The 18,161-nt window shown below is 33.8% G+C and carries 20 protein-coding genes; 11 read left to right on the top strand and 9 right to left on the bottom strand.

Features of this window, described 5'->3' with window-relative positions; all coding sequences use genetic code 11:
* Positions 1–35: 35 nt before the first annotated feature.
* The 3 genes from truA to C1H87_RS20105 all read left to right on the top strand — a co-directional run bounded on the left by truA (position 36) and on the right by C1H87_RS20105 (position 4,455).
* Positions 36–785, top strand: coding sequence for a tRNA pseudouridine(38-40) synthase TruA (truA, locus tag C1H87_RS20095; protein WP_102757528.1), 750 nt, complete (start codon positions 36–38; stop codon positions 783–785).
* Positions 778–2,547: an ABC transporter ATP-binding protein gene (locus tag C1H87_RS20100; RefSeq protein WP_102757529.1), complete on the top strand. Its 1,770-nt coding sequence runs from the start codon at positions 778–780 to the stop codon at positions 2,545–2,547. The genes truA and C1H87_RS20100 overlap by 8 nt, the downstream gene beginning before the upstream one ends.
* A gap of 270 nt (positions 2,548–2,817) precedes the next feature.
* Positions 2,818–4,455 (top strand): glycoside hydrolase family 43 protein, encoded by a 1,638-nt coding sequence (locus tag C1H87_RS20105; protein WP_102757530.1) that lies wholly within the window; start codon positions 2,818–2,820, stop codon positions 4,453–4,455.
* 28 nt (positions 4,456–4,483) lie between these two features.
* Here C1H87_RS20105 and C1H87_RS20110 read toward each other — a convergent pair whose 3' ends face one another.
* Genes C1H87_RS20110 through folP form a run of 4 tightly spaced genes read right to left on the bottom strand, consistent with a single transcriptional unit; the run spans position 4,484 to position 7,591 of the window.
* A complete protein-coding gene (locus C1H87_RS20110; RefSeq protein ID WP_102757531.1) occupies positions 4,484–5,266 on the bottom strand; it encodes a DUF3667 domain-containing protein in 783 nt (260 codons plus the stop codon).
* Positions 5,266–6,051 (bottom strand): diadenylate cyclase, encoded by a 786-nt coding sequence (locus C1H87_RS20115; protein WP_102757532.1) that lies wholly within the window; start codon positions 6,049–6,051, stop codon positions 5,266–5,268. Before C1H87_RS20115 ends, C1H87_RS20110 begins: the two co-directional genes overlap by 1 nt.
* A gap of 35 nt (positions 6,052–6,086) precedes the next feature.
* A complete protein-coding gene (locus C1H87_RS20120) occupies positions 6,087–6,758 on the bottom strand; it encodes a hypothetical protein (protein WP_102757533.1) in 672 nt (223 codons plus the stop codon).
* A 5-nt stretch (positions 6,759–6,763) separates the two neighbouring features.
* Positions 6,764–7,591, bottom strand: a complete 828-nt coding sequence (gene folP, locus C1H87_RS20125; RefSeq protein ID WP_102757534.1) for a dihydropteroate synthase — start codon at positions 7,589–7,591, stop codon at positions 6,764–6,766.
* A 105-nt stretch (positions 7,592–7,696) separates the two neighbouring features.
* Here folP and C1H87_RS20130 point away from each other — a divergent pair, with 105 nt between their 5' ends.
* From C1H87_RS20130 to C1H87_RS20165, 8 genes are all read left to right on the top strand, one after another.
* Entirely contained in the window at positions 7,697–8,236 is a 540-nt protein-coding gene (locus C1H87_RS20130) for a DUF1599 domain-containing protein (RefSeq protein ID WP_102757535.1), read from the top strand.
* Between the two features lie 83 nt (positions 8,237–8,319).
* Positions 8,320–9,630 (top strand): BT_3928 family protein, encoded by a 1,311-nt coding sequence (locus C1H87_RS20135; RefSeq protein WP_102757536.1) that lies wholly within the window; start codon positions 8,320–8,322, stop codon positions 9,628–9,630.
* Positions 9,631–9,636: 6 nt separating this feature from the next.
* The gene (locus tag C1H87_RS20140; RefSeq protein ID WP_102757537.1) at positions 9,637–10,713 is read left to right on the top strand and encodes an ABC transporter permease; all 1,077 of its coding nucleotides are present in this window, start codon (positions 9,637–9,639) and stop codon (positions 10,711–10,713) included.
* A 10-nt stretch (positions 10,714–10,723) separates the two neighbouring features.
* A complete protein-coding gene (locus tag C1H87_RS20145; RefSeq protein ID WP_233783224.1) occupies positions 10,724–11,215 on the top strand; it encodes a TlpA family protein disulfide reductase in 492 nt (163 codons plus the stop codon).
* A gap of 84 nt (positions 11,216–11,299) precedes the next feature.
* Entirely contained in the window at positions 11,300–12,049 is a 750-nt protein-coding gene (gene tpiA, locus C1H87_RS20150) for a triose-phosphate isomerase (protein ID WP_102757539.1), read from the top strand.
* A 135-nt stretch (positions 12,050–12,184) separates the two neighbouring features.
* Positions 12,185–13,024 (top strand): 50S ribosomal protein L11 methyltransferase, encoded by an 840-nt coding sequence (prmA, locus tag C1H87_RS20155; protein ID WP_102757540.1) that lies wholly within the window; start codon positions 12,185–12,187, stop codon positions 13,022–13,024.
* A 221-nt stretch (positions 13,025–13,245) separates the two neighbouring features.
* Positions 13,246–14,130, top strand: a complete 885-nt coding sequence (locus tag C1H87_RS20160; RefSeq protein ID WP_102757541.1) for a M57 family metalloprotease — start codon at positions 13,246–13,248, stop codon at positions 14,128–14,130.
* 102 nt (positions 14,131–14,232) lie between these two features.
* Entirely contained in the window at positions 14,233–14,508 is a 276-nt protein-coding gene (locus tag C1H87_RS20165) for an ATP-dependent Clp protease adaptor ClpS (protein ID WP_102757542.1), read from the top strand.
* Positions 14,509–14,511: 3 nt separating this feature from the next.
* On the opposite strand, the gene C1H87_RS20170 is transcribed toward C1H87_RS20165, so the two are convergent.
* The 5 genes from C1H87_RS20170 to C1H87_RS20190 form a co-directional block, all read right to left on the bottom strand.
* Positions 14,512–14,781 carry a heavy-metal-associated domain-containing protein gene (locus C1H87_RS20170; RefSeq protein WP_102757543.1) on the bottom strand — a complete coding sequence of 90 codons (270 nt, stop codon included), beginning with the start codon at positions 14,779–14,781 and terminating at the stop codon, positions 14,512–14,514.
* Position 14,782: 1 nt separating this feature from the next.
* Positions 14,783–16,192: an MBL fold metallo-hydrolase gene (locus C1H87_RS20175; protein ID WP_102757544.1), complete on the bottom strand. Its 1,410-nt coding sequence runs from the start codon at positions 16,190–16,192 to the stop codon at positions 14,783–14,785.
* 95 nt (positions 16,193–16,287) lie between these two features.
* Positions 16,288–17,082 carry a sulfite exporter TauE/SafE family protein gene (locus tag C1H87_RS20180; RefSeq protein ID WP_102757545.1) on the bottom strand — a complete coding sequence of 265 codons (795 nt, stop codon included), beginning with the start codon at positions 17,080–17,082 and terminating at the stop codon, positions 16,288–16,290.
* Positions 17,082–17,495: a DUF6691 family protein gene (locus C1H87_RS20185; RefSeq protein ID WP_102757546.1), complete on the bottom strand. Its 414-nt coding sequence runs from the start codon at positions 17,493–17,495 to the stop codon at positions 17,082–17,084. The genes C1H87_RS20180 and C1H87_RS20185 overlap by 1 nt, the downstream gene beginning before the upstream one ends.
* Before the next feature lie 3 nt (positions 17,496–17,498).
* The gene (locus tag C1H87_RS20190; RefSeq protein WP_102757547.1) at positions 17,499–18,056 is read right to left on the bottom strand and encodes a YeeE/YedE family protein; all 558 of its coding nucleotides are present in this window, start codon (positions 18,054–18,056) and stop codon (positions 17,499–17,501) included.
* Between the last annotated feature and the right edge of the window lie 105 nt (positions 18,057–18,161).

Raw genomic sequence — 18,161 nt, forward strand, 5'->3', positions numbered from 1 at the left:
GTATGGTATTCATATAACAAAAGTATTAAATCAGATTGAGGTATTTTATAGAACTTTCCTATAACGGTGGCGCGTATCATGGATGGCAAAACCAGCCAAAAGATATATCGGTACAAGAAGTTATAGAAAAAGCACTGTCTATGCTTTTAAAAGATGCGATTGCTATTATGGGAGCAGGGCGTACAGATACAGGTGTTCATGCTTCTCAAATGTTTGCCCATTTTAATACCCAAGTTGCTTTTAATGAAACGGATTTGGTTTTTAAATTGAATTCTTTTCTACCAAAAGATATTGCTATTCGCGATATTTTTAAAGTAAAGGACGAAGCCCATGCCAGATTCGATGCCATAAGCAGGACTTATTTATATAGAATAGCGTTAAAAAAAGATGTGTTTTCGTTTAACAATACTTTTTTTGTGAAGCAAAATTTGGATGTTGACAAGATGAATGAGGCTTCAGAAATTCTATTGAAGTATAAAGATTTTCAATGCTTTTCAAAAAGTAATACCGATGTAAAAACGTATTATTGTGATATAATGAAGGCTGTATGGACACTTGAAAATAATGAGCTTCATTTTGTCATAAAAGCAGATCGGTTTTTACGTAATATGGTTCGTGCAATTGTAGGTACTATGATTAATATAGGCTTAGGTAAAATAGATGTAGAAGATTTGCACACTATAATAAAGTCTAAAAATAGGAGTGAAGCTGGATTTTCGGTGCCTGCACATGGATTATATTTAAAACAAGTAGAATATCCTAACGATATAAAAATACATGAGTAAAAAACAAGATAAAATATTTGATATTGCCTTATTTAAGCGCCTTTTTCAATATATAAAACCCTATAAATTTGTTTTTTCGGTGTTGGTGCTTTTGGTAATTTTATTGGCAGTTTTTAGTGCGGCAACACCTCATGTAACGCGACTGGCAATAGATGATAGTATTGCGGGAGATAACCCAAAAGAGTTTCTCTTTTACATTACGATCATGTTTGCAATTTTAATTTTGCAAACCATATTTCAGCTAGCATTTATTTATTACGCTGCATGGTTGGGGCAAACTTTGGTAGTAGATGTACGTATAAAGTTGTTCGATCACTTACTGCGTTTTAAAATGAAATATTACGATAACTCTTCTGTAGGCGTGCTCATTACAAGAGCTGTAACGGATATGGAGCGTATCGCCGATATTTTCGGGCAGGGTTTATTCATGATCTTTAGGGATTTATTAACCATGGCTGTAGTTTTTGGAGTTATGGTGTATACCAATTGGAGATTAAGCTTAATCGTATTTATTATGTTGCCTGTTCTGTTATACGCAACCCGTGTTTTTCAAAAGTATATGAAAAAGGCTTTTGAAGAAGTTAGAACCGAGGTTTCCAATTTGAATTCCTTTGTACAAGAACGATTAACCGGTATGAAGATTCTACAATTATTTACCCGAGAAACTGTAGAATATGAGAACTTCAAAAAAATTAATGCTAGACATAAAAAAGGCTGGCTTAAAACCGTTTGGTATAACTCCATTTTCTTTCCATTGGCAGATTTATCATCGTCGGTAACCATAGGTTTGGTTGCTTGGTATGGTGGATTAAATGTAGTGCTGGAGGGTAAGGTTACAGAAGGAGTTTTAGTAGCATTCATTATGTACGTTCCTATGTTGTTTAGACCATTGCGTCAAATAGCAGATAAGTTTAATACACTACAAATGGGAATGGTGGCTGCTAATAGAGTATTTAAAGTTATTGATACAACTTCACAAATTGACGATACGGGAACTCATGTTGCAGAGCATTTTAAAGGCCATTTAAAATTCGATAATGTATTTTTTAGCTACGTAGAAGATGAAGAAGTATTAAAAGGAGTTTCTTTTGATGTCAATGCAGGGGAAACCGTGGCTATTGTTGGAGCAACAGGAGCCGGAAAATCGACTATCATTAACTTATTAAATCGTTTTTATGAAATCAAGGATGGTGTTATTTGTGTAGACGACATCGATATTAGGGAAGTAACCTTGGCATCTCTGCGTACCCAAATAGCAGTAGTATTACAAGATGTGTTTTTATTTGCAGACACTATTTTAAACAATATAACCTTAAACCATCCAGAGATTACCGAAGCTCAAGTACACCAGGCAGCAAAAGAAATTGGTATTCACGACTTTATAATGAGCTTGCCAAATGGTTATCATTACAATGTAAAAGAAAGAGGAGTCATGTTATCCTCAGGTCAGCGCCAGCTTATATCATTTTTAAGAGCCTATGTAACCAATCCAAGTATATTGGTTTTAGATGAAGCCACATCCTCTGTCGATTCATATTCAGAACAACTCATTCAAAATGCTACAGATAAAATAACTAAAGGTAGAACATCAATAGTTATTGCTCACCGATTGGCAACCGTTAAAAAGGCCGATAAAATTATTGTCATGGATGCTGGTAATATTGTAGAACAAGGAACACATAAAGAGTTACTTAAAAAAGAAAACGGGTATTATAAAAACTTGTATGAAGTTCAATTTTTACAGGAGGAAGAAGTTATATAGTTTAGCTTAATTAGTGATAATTACCAGTCCAGTATTAATAAAAATACATAATACATTTTTAGCACATTATATGCTTTGAAGCTTACACAATCGACTATCAATGTGATTTTGAGAACCTGTCATATTTCTCTAAAACTTTTTTCAGACTAAATGGTGATAAAAACCTATTGATTATAGAAAAAAATACCGCAAGCAGTGTGTTTAATTAGCTCTATTGTGCTTATTTTGTAGTAAGGCATCACTAAAAATTTTTAAAGACCAAATTATATCATGTATTTAAGAACAATTAAGTTACTCCTGGCATTTGTTATTAGTTTTTCTATTTACGGACAAAATGCACCCGATAATTTTAAGAATCCTATTTTATCCGGTTTTTACCCAGACCCCTCTATATGTCGTGTAGGTGATACCTATTACATGGTTAATTCCAGCTTCGAATGGTTTCCCGGATTGCCGATTCATGAAAGTAAAGATTTGGTTAATTGGAAACTTATTGGACATGGTTTATCTCGACCAACTCAAATAGATTATAAAGATGGTTTAAGAAATTCTAATGGAATTTTTGCACCAACCATTCGCTATCGTGAAGGAAAGTTTTACATTATCTGTACCATGGTAGGAGGTAAGGGGAATTTTATTATTACAGCCGAACATCCTGCCGAATCATGGTCTGACCCGATATGGATTAAAGATGCTCCCGGAATTGATCCTTCTCTTTTTTGGGATGATGACGGTAGATGCTATTACACCGGAGCAGGTGTGATTGACGGAACCAGTGGAGATTGGCCAGGAAAGAATGGTATTTGGATGCAGGAGATTAACCCGGATAAGGGTGAACTTATAGGGGAGAAAAAGCAGCTTACTTTTGGGCACGCTTCCAATGCGCGTTGGGCGGAAGGACCACATTTATTTAAAATTAATGGTGAATACTTGTTATTAATTGGAGAAGGTGGGACTGGAGAATACCACTCGGTAACCGTTTTTAATAGTAAAAATCTTTGGGGTCCTTATATTCCTAATCATGCTAATCCTGTTATGACACACCGCCATTTGAGCGATACATATGCTATAGGACAAACAGGTCATGCCGATTTGGTACAAACCCAAAATGGAGATTGGTGGAGCGTTATGCTAGCCAAACGAAAAGTAGATGGATATATAACATTGGCTCGTGAAACGTTTTTGGCAAAGGTTAAAATGACCGAACAAGAATCGGGGATAACACCAATTTTTAATCCAGGTAAAGGCTTGTTGCAATTTGAACAAAAGCGTCCGGATTTGCCATGGACTCCTGTAGCTAAAAAACCAACACAAGAAGATTTTAATAATGAAGAATTACCACTCGACTGGAATTTTTTAAGAACTCCCAAAACAAATTGGTACACCATTAAAAAAGGATATCTAGGTTTAAAACTACGACCTCAAACTTTAGAAGAACTAAAAAATCCTTCATTTATAGGTAGACGAACGTTGTACCATAATTATGAGGCTGCTACTAAAGTTCATTTTAAGACTAAAAAAGCTAACGAAAGTGCAGGATTGGCTATTTATCGTCGAAACGGAAATAGTTTTCAATTGTTAAAACAAAAGGATCAGCTGGTTTTAATAAAAGTCTATCAAAAAGATAATGTAGGAGATATTACCCCAAAAGAAATGGCAAGGGTTCCTTACAAAGGTGATTCCGTAATATTTCATGTAAAAGTAGAAGGTGTAAAGGCACAATTTAGTTATGGAACTTCTTTATCTGATTTAAAACAAATTGGAGACATTCAAGATTATGCCATACTTTCCGATGAAATTGCACAACGATTTAACGGGGTTTATATTGGGGTGTATGCGACTTCTTCTGGTGAAGAAAGTAAACGAACCTCAAACTTTGATTGGTTTTCTATGAAGGAAATTAATTGACGTTACATTAAATAATAATTATGACACATTACGCCGCTTTATGAGCGGCATTAATGGCATCTAAAGTACCATTAAGGTACATTACAATACCAGCTAAAACACTAAATATTAAAAATAAAACAACAAGAATTAATAAAAATAAAATGGTTTTTAGTACAATACTTTTAAAACTTAATTTGAAGAGGCGCTTAAAACCATAAGCATAGTATAAAATTTGTATCCCTATAAATGCAAGTCCCATTACACCAAAATTAATTCCAAAAAAAGCAGCAGTTATAATTAGTATAGAGCTTACCATTGAAATGTGAGCGGACAAATACATGTTTGTTACCAAATGCTCGGTGTAATTGTATTTCTTATAATTGAAAAAAATAATTTTTGAAATCAGGGCATAACCTGGAACTATAAGCATATATAAGATCGATTGGTATTCCTGAGTAAAACTCATATTCTTTTTTTGAAATTCTTCAGCACCTTCACGAACAAGAAAACCCATATCCAATAATTCAGGAAAAAACTTATTCAAAACAAACATTTGAAAACCAGATAGTGTAAGCGCAATGGCAAAATAGTTAATAACATTAACATACTTTTTTCGAGTACCACCAATATAGCTTTCTATAACGGTTTCTGGTTCTGTAAAAAGCTTTATAAACGTTTGCAAAAACCTGTTGTCGTAGTCAAAATATGTTTTGGCAAAATGCTTGAGCAGATTTTTTAAAGTAAGCCTGTTCTTTATTACTCTGGCTCCACAAGCTCCACAAAAATTAATGTCAACAGGTAAATCGTTATTGCAGTTCTTACAAAGCATTACGATAAATCTTCTTTAATCAAGGAATTAAGTTGGTTTGTATCTTTAAAAACAACAAACTCTCCATCTTTAAAATAGGAAATATGCCCAGTTTCTTCACTTACAACAAGAGCTAGTGCATCTGTTTTTTCGGTAACTCCAATAGCAGCTCTATGACGAAGCCCAAAACGCTGCGGAATAGTTTTTTCGTTATTTACAGGTAAAATAACACGCGTTGCTTTTACAATGTTATTGCTAACTATAATCGCACCATCGTGTAACGGGCTATTTTTAAAAAAAATACTTTCAATTATGGGTTGGGTTACCTTGATATTCATTTCATCTCCCGACGAGGATAAAAAATCCAGACTATTATTACGTTCAAAAACGATTAAGGCACCGGTTTTAGACATAGACATTTTGTGACAAGCCGAAACGATGGCATTGATATCGGTTTCATCGGTTGTTTCAGTTTTTAAAAATTTAAGCTGCTTTATAAACTTACGTCGCCTACTAAAGTTGGTCGAGCCTACCATTAATAAAAACTTACGAATTTCTGGCTGGAATACAACAATCAAAGCGATAATCCCAACCTTCATAAAACCACCAAAAATCCCGGTAAGAAGTTCCATGTTTAAGAAGTCGGTTAACCTCCAAACCAAGTATATAATGATAATTCCAAGAAATATATTGATGGCTACCGTACCCTTTACAAGTTTGTAAACATAGTAGAGTAGGAGTGCCACCAAGATGACATCTATAACATCAACTACAGTAAATTTTAAAAGATCTTTAAATATTTCCAAGTGATATGGGTTTTGGTAAAATTAAGAAAATATGATTAATAAGAAATACCTTCGTGATTTGATATTTTAATATGCTTACTTTTTATTTCAGATAAAATAGATTTAATTGAAATATAATCTTGAAAAGTTAAATCCTTTTCAAGTGCTAGAAATATTTCATAATCTTTTGATTTTGAAACCAATGAATCTTTGATAGTGTTTAATAAAGAAGATTTATCGGTATTAAATACGCCATCATCAATAGTAATAACACTTATATCATCTATATCAAAAACGACCAAATTAACAATGTTGGCTTCATTACTTTCATCAATGCTAGCACTATCGCTATCATGGTATACAACATCTGTAAATTCAATAAATCCTAAATTCTTTCTACTAACATCGTTACAGGTGAAGTAATTTTTAGCATTTTTATTTTTATGACTTGAATTCCGTTTTTTGTCCTGAAGATATTTTATATGCGGAATAGCCTGTTCAAGAGTCAAACGCTTGTCAACATTAACTAACCAGTTTGTTGTGCTAATTAGGTTTTTTCTGTTTAGTTCCACACTATTTTTTTGCGTTTCATCATAGAACAAATAGGCAGCAGATACATCATTTATTTCGGTTATTTCAGAATGACTTATTTCAGGAAGCTGCACCACTTTTTCTTTTCCACAGGAAAAAAACAAACTAATAATAAACAAGAAAATAATATGTTTCATAACTTCTAACTTCTAACTACAGATTCAACCAGTTTAATACATTCCATAGCCTCTTTTACATCATGAACCCTTAAAATAGAAGCGTTCTTCTGCAGCGCTACAGTGTTTAAAACACTTGTGCCATTAAGAGATGCTTTAGCAGAAGTTTCCAGTGCTTTATAAATCATGGATTTTCTGGAAATGCCAACTAATACAGGTTTTTCTATCATTTTAAAGTGTTCAAGTTTATTTAGCAATTCATAATTCTGTTCCAAGGTTTTGGCAAAACCGAATCCCGGGTCAACAATAACATCAACAATACCCAATTGCCTTGCAGCAGCAATACGTTCAGAAAAGTAATAGAGTATTTCTTTAAGCATATCGTCGTAATCGGTTTGTTGCTGCATGGTTTGCGGTGTTCCTTTCATGTGCATCATAATATAAGGCACCCGCAAGTCTGCAATAGTTTGAAGCATATTATGGTCTAATTTTCCCGCCGAAATATCGTTAATTAAGGTCGCACCAGCATCAATGCATTGCTTGGCAACATGACTTCTAAACGTATCGATAGAAAGTAAAGTGTCCGGAAATTCTTTTAAAATTAAATCAACAATAGGTAAGATTCTTTTTAGCTCATCGGTCTCGCTTACATGATCGGCATTAGGGCGCGAGCTGTAAGCACCAACATCAATAAAAGTAGCGCCCTCTTGGAGCATTAATTCCACATGCTTTAAAATATCAAGGTTGCTTTTGTGTTGTCCACCATCATAAAAAGAATCTGGTGTTATGTTAAGGATTCCCATTACTTTGGGTGATGTTAAATCGATAAGTTTTCCTTTACAATTAATTGTCATTTATACCTTTTTCTATGGTGTTTATACTAACTTTAAAACTTTAAACCTGAAACTTTGACGGTTAAACTTTTTTATGCGAAATTTACGCAAAATACATTTTAATTCATGCAAGATACTTCAAAACAATATGACGCGGTAATCGATACGTGTAAAAGTTTATTTATTAAAAAAATGTCGGATTATGGAAGTGCTTGGCGCATATTGCGTTTACCCTCACTAACCGACCAGATTTTTATTAAAGCACAGCGTATTAGAGGACTTCAGGAAAATGATGTTAGAAAGGTAGACGAAGGCGAAGTAAGTGAATTTATAGGTATTATAAACTACTGCATCATGGCTTTGATTCAGTTGGAAAAAGGGGTTGTGGAGCAGCCGGATTTAACTACAGAAGCTGCTACCGAATTATATGAAAAACAAGTAGACACGACCAAGAAGCTTATGCAGGATAAAAACCATGATTATGGTGAGGCATGGCGTGATATGCGAGTAAGTAGTTTAACCGATTTGATTTTGCAAAAACTATTACGAGTAAAGCAAATTGAAGATAATGCAGGCAAAACATTGGTGAGTGAAGGTATAGATGCTAATTATCAGGATATGATTAATTATGCCATTTTTGCGTTAATTCATTTAAATGAACAATAACTTTTAATTCCTGCGCAGGCAGGAATCTTATTAATTAAAACTTATATGTGTATTTCTGCCTGCGCAGGAATTAAAAGAAAATTATGAAAATTTTTGTTAGCATATCAAGAGTATTCGTTGGTGTTTTATTTATCATATCTGGATTAATAAAACTTAACGACCCTTTAGGGTTTTCGTATAAATTACAAGAGTATTTTAGCGCCGATGTTTTAAATATCACTTTTTTAGAGCCGTATGCATTAATGATTTCGGTTTTAGTCGTTGTTTTTGAAGTTGTTTTAGGTGTGTTTTTGCTTATAGGCTATAAGCCTAAGTTTACCATTTGGAGTTTGCTGTTAATGATCGTGTTTTTTACATTTTTAACATTTTATTCGGCTTATTTTGAAAAAGTAAAAGACTGTGGTTGTTTTGGAGATGCTTTAAAACTAACCCCCTGGGAAAGTTTTTATAAGGATCTGATTTTGTTATTCTTTATACTGATTCTATTTTTTGGAATAAAGCATATAAAACCAATATTTAATAAGTTGGTCACAACAGTTATTGCTTTATTAGGCTTTATATTTAGTCTTTGGTTGGGTTATCACGTGTTGGAGCATTTACCGGTTAAAGATTTTAGAGGCTATAAAATTGGAGCAAACATTCAGGAAAACATGAGCATTCCAGAAGATGCCGCAAAACCAATTATAGATTACGCATGGAAGTTTAATATTGGTGGCGAAGAGAAAATAATTACTACAAATGGCTCATACCCAACTGTAGAAGGTGATTTTGTAAGTGTGGAGACTAAAGTGATTAAAGAAGGTTATCAACCTCCAATCTATGACTTTTCAATAGAAAGCGCCGAAGAAGATTTAACACAACACTTTTTAGCAGAAGAAAACCTTATTGTAATTGTATCTTATAGTTTGGAAAAAATTGAAAGAGGAGGTGCTTTAAAATTAAAAGCTTTACAAGACGATGCTATTAAGCAAGGCTATAGGTTAATTGGTTTAACTGCTTCTGGCGAGGAAGCCAAGCAACGTATAAAAGAAGCTTACAATATTGATTTTGAGTTTTATCTGTGTGATGAAAAAGCCCTTAAAACGGTTGTACGTTCCAATCCGGGAGTTTTAGAACTGGATAACGGTACCGTAAAACAGAAAGTACATTGGAACGATATTCACAAATTAGAGTTGCCAAAGGTAGAAAGAAGGCCAGAGCCAGAAGTTGAAGAAGAAACTGTGGCCTATTTTATAAACGATCAAGCTGCCACTGAAGATGATGTTGATGCTTTGAATGAAGAAAACATAGAAAGTGTCAATGTGGTGAAGGATTCTTTACGGTTGAGCGAACTATATGCCAGAGACAGTATTCTTTATACCAGTATTATCGACGTTAAACTAAAAGTAGAATAAACATATTTGATAAGCTACTTACTAAATAAAACCTCATACGCCTTACTCACATTATTTGGAGTGGTGACTGTTATTTTCTTTTTATTTAATGTTCTTCCCGGTGACCCGGCGCAAATGATGTTGGGACAGAATGAAGACAGTGAACAATTGGCAATTGTAAAACAAAAATATGGTTTCGATAAACCTGTAAGTACTCAGTATTTGTATTATTTAAACGATTTGTTGCCCATTTCATTTCATTCAAAAAATCAAGACGATTATACCTTTCTGAGCAAAGGAAAGTATCAAGCCACAAGACTGTTTTCTATAGGAAACACAACAGTGGTTTTAAAGTTTCCATATTTGCGGGAATCATTTACAAAACAAGGTAAAAAAGTAAGTGAGGTGTTGGGGGAAACGTTACCAAACACCTTTGTATTAGCAGTAACAGCCATTATAATAGCCATGATTTTAGGTGTTTTATTGGGAATAGTTTCTGCACTTTTTAAAGATCGATGGTTAGATAAATTCATTCAGATATTCAGTACTTTAGGTATGAGCATCCCCTCATTTTTTAGTGCCATTTTATTTGCCTGGTTTTTTGGGTATATACTGCATGAGTACACAAATTTAGAAATGACAGGCAGTTTATACGAATTGGACGATTTTGGGGAAGCTATGCACATAAAATGGAAAAACTTAATACTGCCAGCTACAGTACTGGGTATTCGTCCATTAGCAGTAGTTATTCAGCTTATGCGGAATTCCTTGTTAGAAGTGTTTAATCAGGATTATATTCGCACCGCCCGTGCTAAGGGACTAAGTGAATTTCAAATTATAAGAAAGCATGCTGTTAAGAATGCATTAAACCCTGTAGTTACAGCAATATCTGGTTGGTTTGCATCTATGTTGGCAGGAGCTGTTTTTGTAGAGTATATTTTTGGCTGGAATGGTTTGGGAAAAGAAATTGTAAACGCACTAAACACATTAGATCTGCCTGTAATTATGGGATCGGTACTAATTATAGCCCTGCTTTTTATAATCATAAATATTTTGGTAGACTTAATTTATGTATGGTTAGATCCAAAAGTGAAGCTGCAATAACGCATTTATAATGAAGACGAATTACCTCTTAGTACTATTATTGATCGGCTTTTTTAGCTGTAATAGTAATGATCCTGTACAATTTTCAACCGAAGCATTGAACGACACCTTTATATCATTGCAAGGCAATGAAGTAACTTTTCAAAGTATTTTAGAAAAGCATAAAGGAAAAACCATAGTTATTGATATATGGGCATCCTGGTGTAAAGATTGTATTGAAGGAATGCCTAAGTTAAAAGCATTACAAACGGAATATAAAGACGTGTCGTATGTGTTTTTATCAATGGATAGAGGGGAAGCATCTTGGAAGAAAGGGATTGAAAAGTATGATGTTGCAGGCGATCATTATTATATGCAAAATGGAGAGGATTGTCCTTTTGCAGATTTTGTAGATATTAGTTGGATTCCCAGATATATGGTCATAAATAAAGCCAGCGAAATCGTTGTATTTGATGTTATTGAATCTGATGACGAAAATCTTATAGAAGCTATTAAAAATTAAGTATTTTAGCGGCGTAATTTTCAAAATATTGAACAAAATTTAATTTACGTTTTTCTCCTGTAAAGGAAAATTTAAACTAAGCTTATGAGAAAAAATATTGTAGCAGGAAACTGGAAGATGAATAATGATTTATCGCAAACAGGATCATTAATTGAAGCGTTAAAGGGTAAAACTAAAACATCGAATGCCGAGGTTATGGTTGCACCAACATTTACTAATTTGTACCAAGCTTCTGAAGCGTTAAAAGGAGAAGGTATTGAAGTGATAGCGCAAAACGTACACTTTGCAGAAAATGGAGCTTACACAGGTGAGATTAGCGCAAGTATGCTTAAGAGTGTAGGTGTAGAAACGGTAATTTTAGGACATAGCGAACGTCGTGAATATTTTAACGAAACAGACGAGATGTTAGCTAAAAAAGTAGATGCTGTTCTAGCAAATAACTTACGCGTTATTTTTTGTTTTGGAGAGGTGTTAGAAGATAGAAAATCGGGCAACCAAGAAGTTATAGTAGAAGGTCAGATAAAAAATGCTTTATTTCACTTAAAAGCTTCAGCTTTTAAAAATATTGTATTGGCTTACGAGCCAGTTTGGGCAATTGGTACAGGAGAAACAGCTAGTCCTGAGCAAGCACAAGATATGCATGCATTTATAAGAAAAACGTTAACAGATAAATATGGTAGTGAAGTAGCTGACGCTGTTTCTATACTTTATGGAGGAAGTGTTAAGCCAGGCAATGCACAAGAGATTTTCTCTAAACCAGACGTAGATGGCGGTTTAATAGGAGGAGCTTCGCTTAATGCAGACGACTTTTTTGCTATTGTAAACGCTTTTTAAACAGCCTTTTAATAGATACATTTTTTAGTAAGGGTATTCCGTGATTTTTAATTGATCATGGAATACCCTTACTTTTTTGTGTAAAAGAACAAGTTTTGGTATTTACTTCTATCTTTGCAGTCGAAAAAGTCGACTATGGCAAACATTATTTATTTAGGTTACGAGTTTAAAGTAAATCCCATTGAACCTGGAGTAGAAATACTCGTTGCAGAACTGGGATATTCGGGGTTTGAGAGTTTTGTAGAAACTCAGGAAGGTGTAACTGCATACATTCAAAAAGAAGATTGGAACCCAACAATACTGGATGATATTCAAATTTTAGATTCAGAAGAATTTGAAATCAATTTTACTTTTAGCGAGATCGAACAGACCAATTGGAACCAGGAATGGGAAAAGAATTTTAATCCTATCGTAGTTGATAATATATGTACGGTTCGTGCACCATTTCATGAACAACCTAATACAAAGTTCGATATTATTATCGAACCAAAAATGAGCTTTGGTACCGGACATCATGAAACTACGCATATGATGATTCAACACATACTAAACAACGATTTTACAGATAAATCTGTTTTAGATATGGGCTGTGGTACAGGAGTGCTAGCTATTTTAACAGAGATGAAAGGGGCAAGATCTATTGATGCCGTAGATTATGACAACTGGTGTTATTTAAACAGTATAGAGAACGTAAATCGTAATAATTGTAAACACATAACGGTTATAGAAGGCGATGCTTCGGTTTTAAAAAACAAAACATACGATATAATTATTGCCAATATTAACCGAAATATTTTAATACAAGATATGGAGACTTACGCATCTTGTTTAAACAAAAAAGGGACTTTGTTTTTAAGCGGTTTTTATAACGACGATATTCCTGTTATAAAAAAAATATGCAATACAAACAATCTTGAACTTCAATCTCAATTAGAGCGAAATAATTGGGTAGCTTTAGAGTTTAAAAAAGAATAGTTTTTTTGAAGTGTTTTTAGTAAAACATTGATTTTCATAGTAATAACCTGTTATTATGCGGGGAAACCACATAATTATTCTGTTTTAAATGATTATATTTATATAGAAATAAATTTATTTTAAAGCACATTTTTTTCAGTACCCTTATCGAATGCTGAGACTGAAAAACTTATGCACCAGTTTCCGGAAGCTTTTATTTATTAATTAAAAACTTAAAAATCATGGAAAAATTTAAAATATTTTTAGTCGCTATTTTATTGTCCCCTTTTTTATTTCAATCATGTCAAAAAGAGGATGTCACTACCGATAATAATTCTCAAATAGAAGAAGAAGCTACCACAGATAAATTAAAAGTAACAGATGAGATGTTACAAAAACTATCTGATTTTTATCTGAATACAGACGGTGTAAAGGTTGTCGATTTTTTATTACCAGATGGTACAACCACACCTATGATTCAGGTAGAAGAAGATCTTATGTTTACGGAGGAACAAATTATGCAGTTAGATTTTAATAGAGTACGAAGTAAAGGTAGTAGTGAAACAGAACGTAACTACCATACCAATAATTTGGTGTCTCAAGGGAAAAATATAAGCATCATTGGTTTCACCGGTGGTGGCGGATATGGCTTGAGTCCAAAAGAACAAAATGCATTACAGATGGCTGTAAATAATTATAACTCATTAAGTGGCGTTTCAATTTCTTTTACGTTAACTTTTGGTACAAACTACGGACCTAAGGACATGGTTGTTTACAATAACCCATTTCAATTTGGCTCTGGAGGATCTGCCGGTTTTCCATCTGCTAGTGGAAACCCCTATAAGTTTGTTCAAATATTCGGTTTAAACAGTTTTAATGTTGATGTTATAGAACATGTAATTACGCATGAAATAGGACATTCGGTTGGGTTTAGACATACAGATTGGCAAACAAGACAAAGTTGTGGCCAAAATATAAATGAAGGACTGGCTGGAGTAGGCGCAAATGCAATTCCTGGAACATCAGCAGGTTATAATCCGAATTCAATTATGTTGGCTTGTTTCAATTCTTCTGTAGATGGAGAATTTGATGCCGATGACATTATTGGACTACAGTATATGTACTAGTATTCTCGATAAAAATAGCTTTATATTTAAAAAGGACACCTTTTTTGGTGTCCTTTTGTTTTTGTTTTAAAAAAATAAATTATTTTAGTTAAAAATTAAAAAATGAGCACTAAAGAAAAAGCATCAGAAGAATTATTACTTGAGGAAGAAATAGTCACTCAACGTGAAATAGTACTATTTAATGACGATGTTAATACGTTCGATCATGTTATAGAAACACTTATTTATGCTTGTGAACATACTTCAGAGCAGGCAGAACAATGCTCGTTAATAGTTCATTACAAAGGAAAGTGTACTGTTAAAACAGGACCTTACGAAGATTTAAAACCTCGCTGTTCTATGCTTCTTGATGCAGGGTTAAGCGCCGAAATCGTTTAAGCATTAACCATTCATTCTACCGATTGCGCAACTAACAAAAGATTTTGCTTTTGTTGTTAATGCATTTTTTTCTCCAACAGTCGGGTAACCAATTTTATGCAATAATTGTTTAGCCTCAGTAAACACGTTGTCGTTTTCATAAGAAAAAGAAACGGTATGGTCTTCATTGCTAATTGAGACATCACTTATGTTTTCTAGTTCCGATAATTTACTGATAATTGTATTGGCACAGCCACCACATTTAAGGTTTTGTATTTCTAAAGTTGTTTTCATTTTATAACGTTGATGGACAAACAAACGCAGTTGTTGGTAAATCTGTTTTTTTAATAGCTGCAAAGCCTCCGGCAATATCTATAACATCAAACCCTCTTGCTTTTAAAATAGATGCTGCGATAACTGAACGATATCCGCCAGCACAATGCAGATGATACGTTTTGGTTTTATCTATAGCATTCATGTTGTCATTAATATAATCTAAGGCAAAATGCTGCACAGAATCGCCTTCCAAGTGCTCTGATTTATATTCACCGTCTTTTCTAACGTCAAGGGTGGTTATATCGCCACTTTTAAAGCGGTTACTAAACTCATCTACTGAAATAGATTCTATGGTTTCAATATCCTTACCGGCATCTTTCCATGCTTGAATACCTCCTTTTAAATAGCCAAGAGTATTATCGTAGCCAACACGAGATAATCTGGTAACAGTTTCTTTTTCTTTTCCTTCTGGTGTTATTAATAGAATAGGTTGTTTTAAATCAGTAATTAAAGCACCTACCCACGGCGCAAATCCACCATTAATTCCAATAAAAACAGAGTTCGGAATATGTTCTTTTACAAATTCCTTTTCGTTTCTAACATCTAGTACCAAAGCATCCTCTTGGTTTGCAATCGCTTCAAAGTCTTCAGGTGTTAATTCGGTATCGCCTTTTTGTAGAACCGCTTCAAAATTATCATAGCCAGATTTGTTCATCATGGCATTTTTTGCAAAATATTGAGGCGGAGGTGGAATACCATCTAAAACGTCTTCTATAAACTCTTCTTTGGTCATATCTGCTCTTAAAGCATAATTTGTTTTTTTCTGATCTCCCAAAAGACCAACCGTTTCTTTGCTTAAATTTTTACCACAAGCAGAGCCCGCACCATGTGCTGGATATACAATAATATTATCGGCTAATGGCATAATTTTGTTTCGTAAAGAATCATATAACATACCAGCCAAATCTTCTTTCGTTAAATCGGATTTAATTGCCAAATCCGGGCGTCCTACATCTCCTAAAAACAAAGTGTCTCCACTAAAAATGGCATGATTGTTTCCGTTTTCGTCAATTAAAAGAAATGTAGATGATTCCAAAGTATGTCCTGGTGTGTGTAATACTTTAATGGTAATATTTCCTATTTTAAAGGTTTCATTATCTGTTGCTATATGGGCGTCGTAAGCGGTTTCTGCTCCAGGACCAAAAACAATAGTTGCTCCTGTTTTTTTAGCTAAATCAACATGACCAGAAACAAAATCGGCATGAAAATGGGTTTCAAAAATATACTTGATTTTGGCATTTTCTTTCTCGGCCTTATCAACATATTGTTGCGTTTCACGTAAAGGATCAATAATGGCTACTTCTCCATTAGATTCAATATAATAAGCTCCTTGAGCTAAGCACCCTGTATAAATTTGTTCTATTTTCATCAATCTATTTTTTGTATTTCTAATTAGACAGAATCTCTTTTAAATTAAGACATTCCAAAATTACGAAACCTAAACGATTCGTTTTGTGACTAAAGTCACATAGCACTTTCTTTATAAATAATATAAACAGCCATTATTAAAACAAAAATGCCAAAGCTTTTTTTAAGTTTCTTTCCACTTATAAATTTTGATAGAAATACACCTATAATAATTCCTATTATGGAAATAAGTGTAAAGAAAAGGAGAAATGGCCATTCAATTTCTAATGTTTGAACATCTCCAATAAAGCCAATTAGAGAATTAATGGTTACAATAATTAATGAAGTTCCTACGGCTTTTTTCATTGGAATATTTGCCCAAACTACCAGCGCGGGCACATATAAAAATCCGCCGCCAGCACCAATAATACCGGTTACTGTTCCAATAATTAAACCTTGAATAAATGTTTTATAATATGGTTGAGAAGGTAATGTTGTACCGTTCTTTTTTTCCTTTTTTATCATGGAAAAGGAGGCGAGTACCATAATTATGGCAAAAAATATCATAATCCCCATTTCTTTGGTAAGCGTATATTCACCAAAACTAAAAAGGGTATCAGGAATGCCTGGTACTAGATAGCGTCTGGATAAATAAACAGCAATAAATGATGGGAACGAAAATGCCAACCCTGTTTTAAAATCTACTAATCCTTTTTTATGTTTTTGATACGTGCCTACCATAGAGGACGTGCCTACTACAAAAAGCGAGTATGCCGTTGCAACAACGGGATTATAACCCAGAAGATATACTAATAAAGGCACAGTGAGTATAGAGCCACCGCCGCCAATTAGACCTAAAACGAGCCCGACAATTAATGCGCCAATATATCCTAAGAGTAATGTGGTATCCATTAATGAGGAAGTTTATCTTTTAAAACACCGTAAATAAATGTACCTAAAAGGGCCGCTACAATAACTATAATCATACTATATACACCAGTACCTAGTAATATGTACATAGGTCCAGGACAAGCACCAATAAGCGCCCAGCCCAGCCCAAAAATAGTACCTCCAATAATGTATCTTGTAATTCCTTTTTCTTTTTTAGGAACAAAAATATCGGCGCCTTTAATACTTTTTATAATACCTTTTTTTGAAATTTGAAGAAATAAGACTCCAGTAGCGATGGCTGTTCCTATAATGCCATACATATGAAACGATTGAAAACGAAACATCTCATATATTCTGTACCACGAAACGGCTTCAGATTTTACCAGAACAATGCCAAAGAAAATCCCTACTAATAAAAATTTTAAATATTTCATATCTTAAAAAATTAGAGGTAAAATAAAATTAGTCATAATTAGTCCGCCAATAAAAAAGCCAATAACAGCAATTAAGGATGGCTTTTGCAAACTACTAAGCCCTGTTATAGCATGTCCGGATGTGCAACCACCAGCATAACGTGTACCAAAGCCAACTAGTAAACCTCCTAAAATTAAAAGAAGTAACCCTTTTGTAGAGGTTAAAGCTTCTATACTATACATTTCATTAGGGACTAGCGTAGTGCCTGAATCTTCAAACCCCATATTTTGAAGTTCTACAATGGTTGTTGGATTTAAATCAGTTGCACTATCGTTTGATAAATATTCTGTTGCTATAAAACCACCAATTATGGCGCCTAGAACAACCATTAGGTTCCATTTTTGTTCTTTCCAATTAAAGTTAAAAAAAGTGGCAGCTTTTCCTGCTCCCATAATGGAGCACATAGTCCTTAAATTAGAAGACATACCAAATGTTTTACCAAAATAGAGTAGTAATGCCATAACTAAGGCAATGAGTGGTCCAGTAATATACCACGGCCAGGGGTTTAAAATGTATTCCATACTTGTTTTATTAATTGCAAATGTAAGATTAAGGGTAAGGTTATTATGTAATAAATGTTACGTAAGTAATGTGTTAATGATATTTTGAGTTTGGTGAGATTATTA

Origin of the sequence: Flavivirga eckloniae (genome assembly GCF_002886045.1) — a bacterium.
Taxonomy (GTDB): domain Bacteria; phylum Bacteroidota; class Bacteroidia; order Flavobacteriales; family Flavobacteriaceae; genus Flavivirga; species Flavivirga eckloniae.

What these genes read in the sequence shown, in the direction of transcription:
- C1H87_RS20170 (WP_102757543.1), bottom strand. Translation starts at nt 14,781, where the DNA reads ATGAAAACAACTTTAGAAATACAAAACCTTAAATGTGGTGGCTGTGCC.
- C1H87_RS20100 (WP_102757529.1), top strand. Translation starts at nt 778, where the DNA reads ATGAGTAAAAAACAAGATAAAATATTTGATATTGCCTTATTTAAGCGC.
- C1H87_RS20110 (WP_102757531.1), bottom strand. Translation starts at nt 5,266, where the DNA reads ATGCTTTGTAAGAACTGCAATAACGATTTACCTGTTGACATTAATTTT.
- C1H87_RS20120 (WP_102757533.1), bottom strand. Translation starts at nt 6,758, where the DNA reads ATGAAACATATTATTTTCTTGTTTATTATTAGTTTGTTTTTTTCCTGT.
- C1H87_RS20145 (WP_233783224.1), top strand. Translation starts at nt 10,724, where the DNA reads ATGAAGACGAATTACCTCTTAGTACTATTATTGATCGGCTTTTTTAGC.
- C1H87_RS20160 (WP_102757541.1), top strand. Translation starts at nt 13,246, where the DNA reads ATGGAAAAATTTAAAATATTTTTAGTCGCTATTTTATTGTCCCCTTTT.
- C1H87_RS20180 (WP_102757545.1), bottom strand. Translation starts at nt 17,082, where the DNA reads ATGGATACCACATTACTCTTAGGATATATTGGCGCATTAATTGTCGGG.
- C1H87_RS20130 (WP_102757535.1), top strand. Translation starts at nt 7,697, where the DNA reads ATGCAAGATACTTCAAAACAATATGACGCGGTAATCGATACGTGTAAA.
- C1H87_RS20190 (WP_102757547.1), bottom strand. Translation starts at nt 18,056, where the DNA reads ATGGAATACATTTTAAACCCCTGGCCGTGGTATATTACTGGACCACTC.
- prmA (WP_102757540.1), top strand. Translation starts at nt 12,185, where the DNA reads ATGGCAAACATTATTTATTTAGGTTACGAGTTTAAAGTAAATCCCATT.
- C1H87_RS20185 (WP_102757546.1), bottom strand. Translation starts at nt 17,495, where the DNA reads ATGAAATATTTAAAATTTTTATTAGTAGGGATTTTCTTTGGCATTGTT.
- C1H87_RS20105 (WP_102757530.1), top strand. Translation starts at nt 2,818, where the DNA reads ATGTATTTAAGAACAATTAAGTTACTCCTGGCATTTGTTATTAGTTTT.
- folP (WP_102757534.1), bottom strand. Translation starts at nt 7,591, where the DNA reads ATGACAATTAATTGTAAAGGAAAACTTATCGATTTAACATCACCCAAA.
- C1H87_RS20175 (WP_102757544.1), bottom strand. Translation starts at nt 16,192, where the DNA reads ATGAAAATAGAACAAATTTATACAGGGTGCTTAGCTCAAGGAGCTTAT.
- C1H87_RS20165 (WP_102757542.1), top strand. Translation starts at nt 14,233, where the DNA reads ATGAGCACTAAAGAAAAAGCATCAGAAGAATTATTACTTGAGGAAGAA.
- C1H87_RS20135 (WP_102757536.1), top strand. Translation starts at nt 8,320, where the DNA reads ATGAAAATTTTTGTTAGCATATCAAGAGTATTCGTTGGTGTTTTATTT.
- tpiA (WP_102757539.1), top strand. Translation starts at nt 11,300, where the DNA reads ATGAGAAAAAATATTGTAGCAGGAAACTGGAAGATGAATAATGATTTA.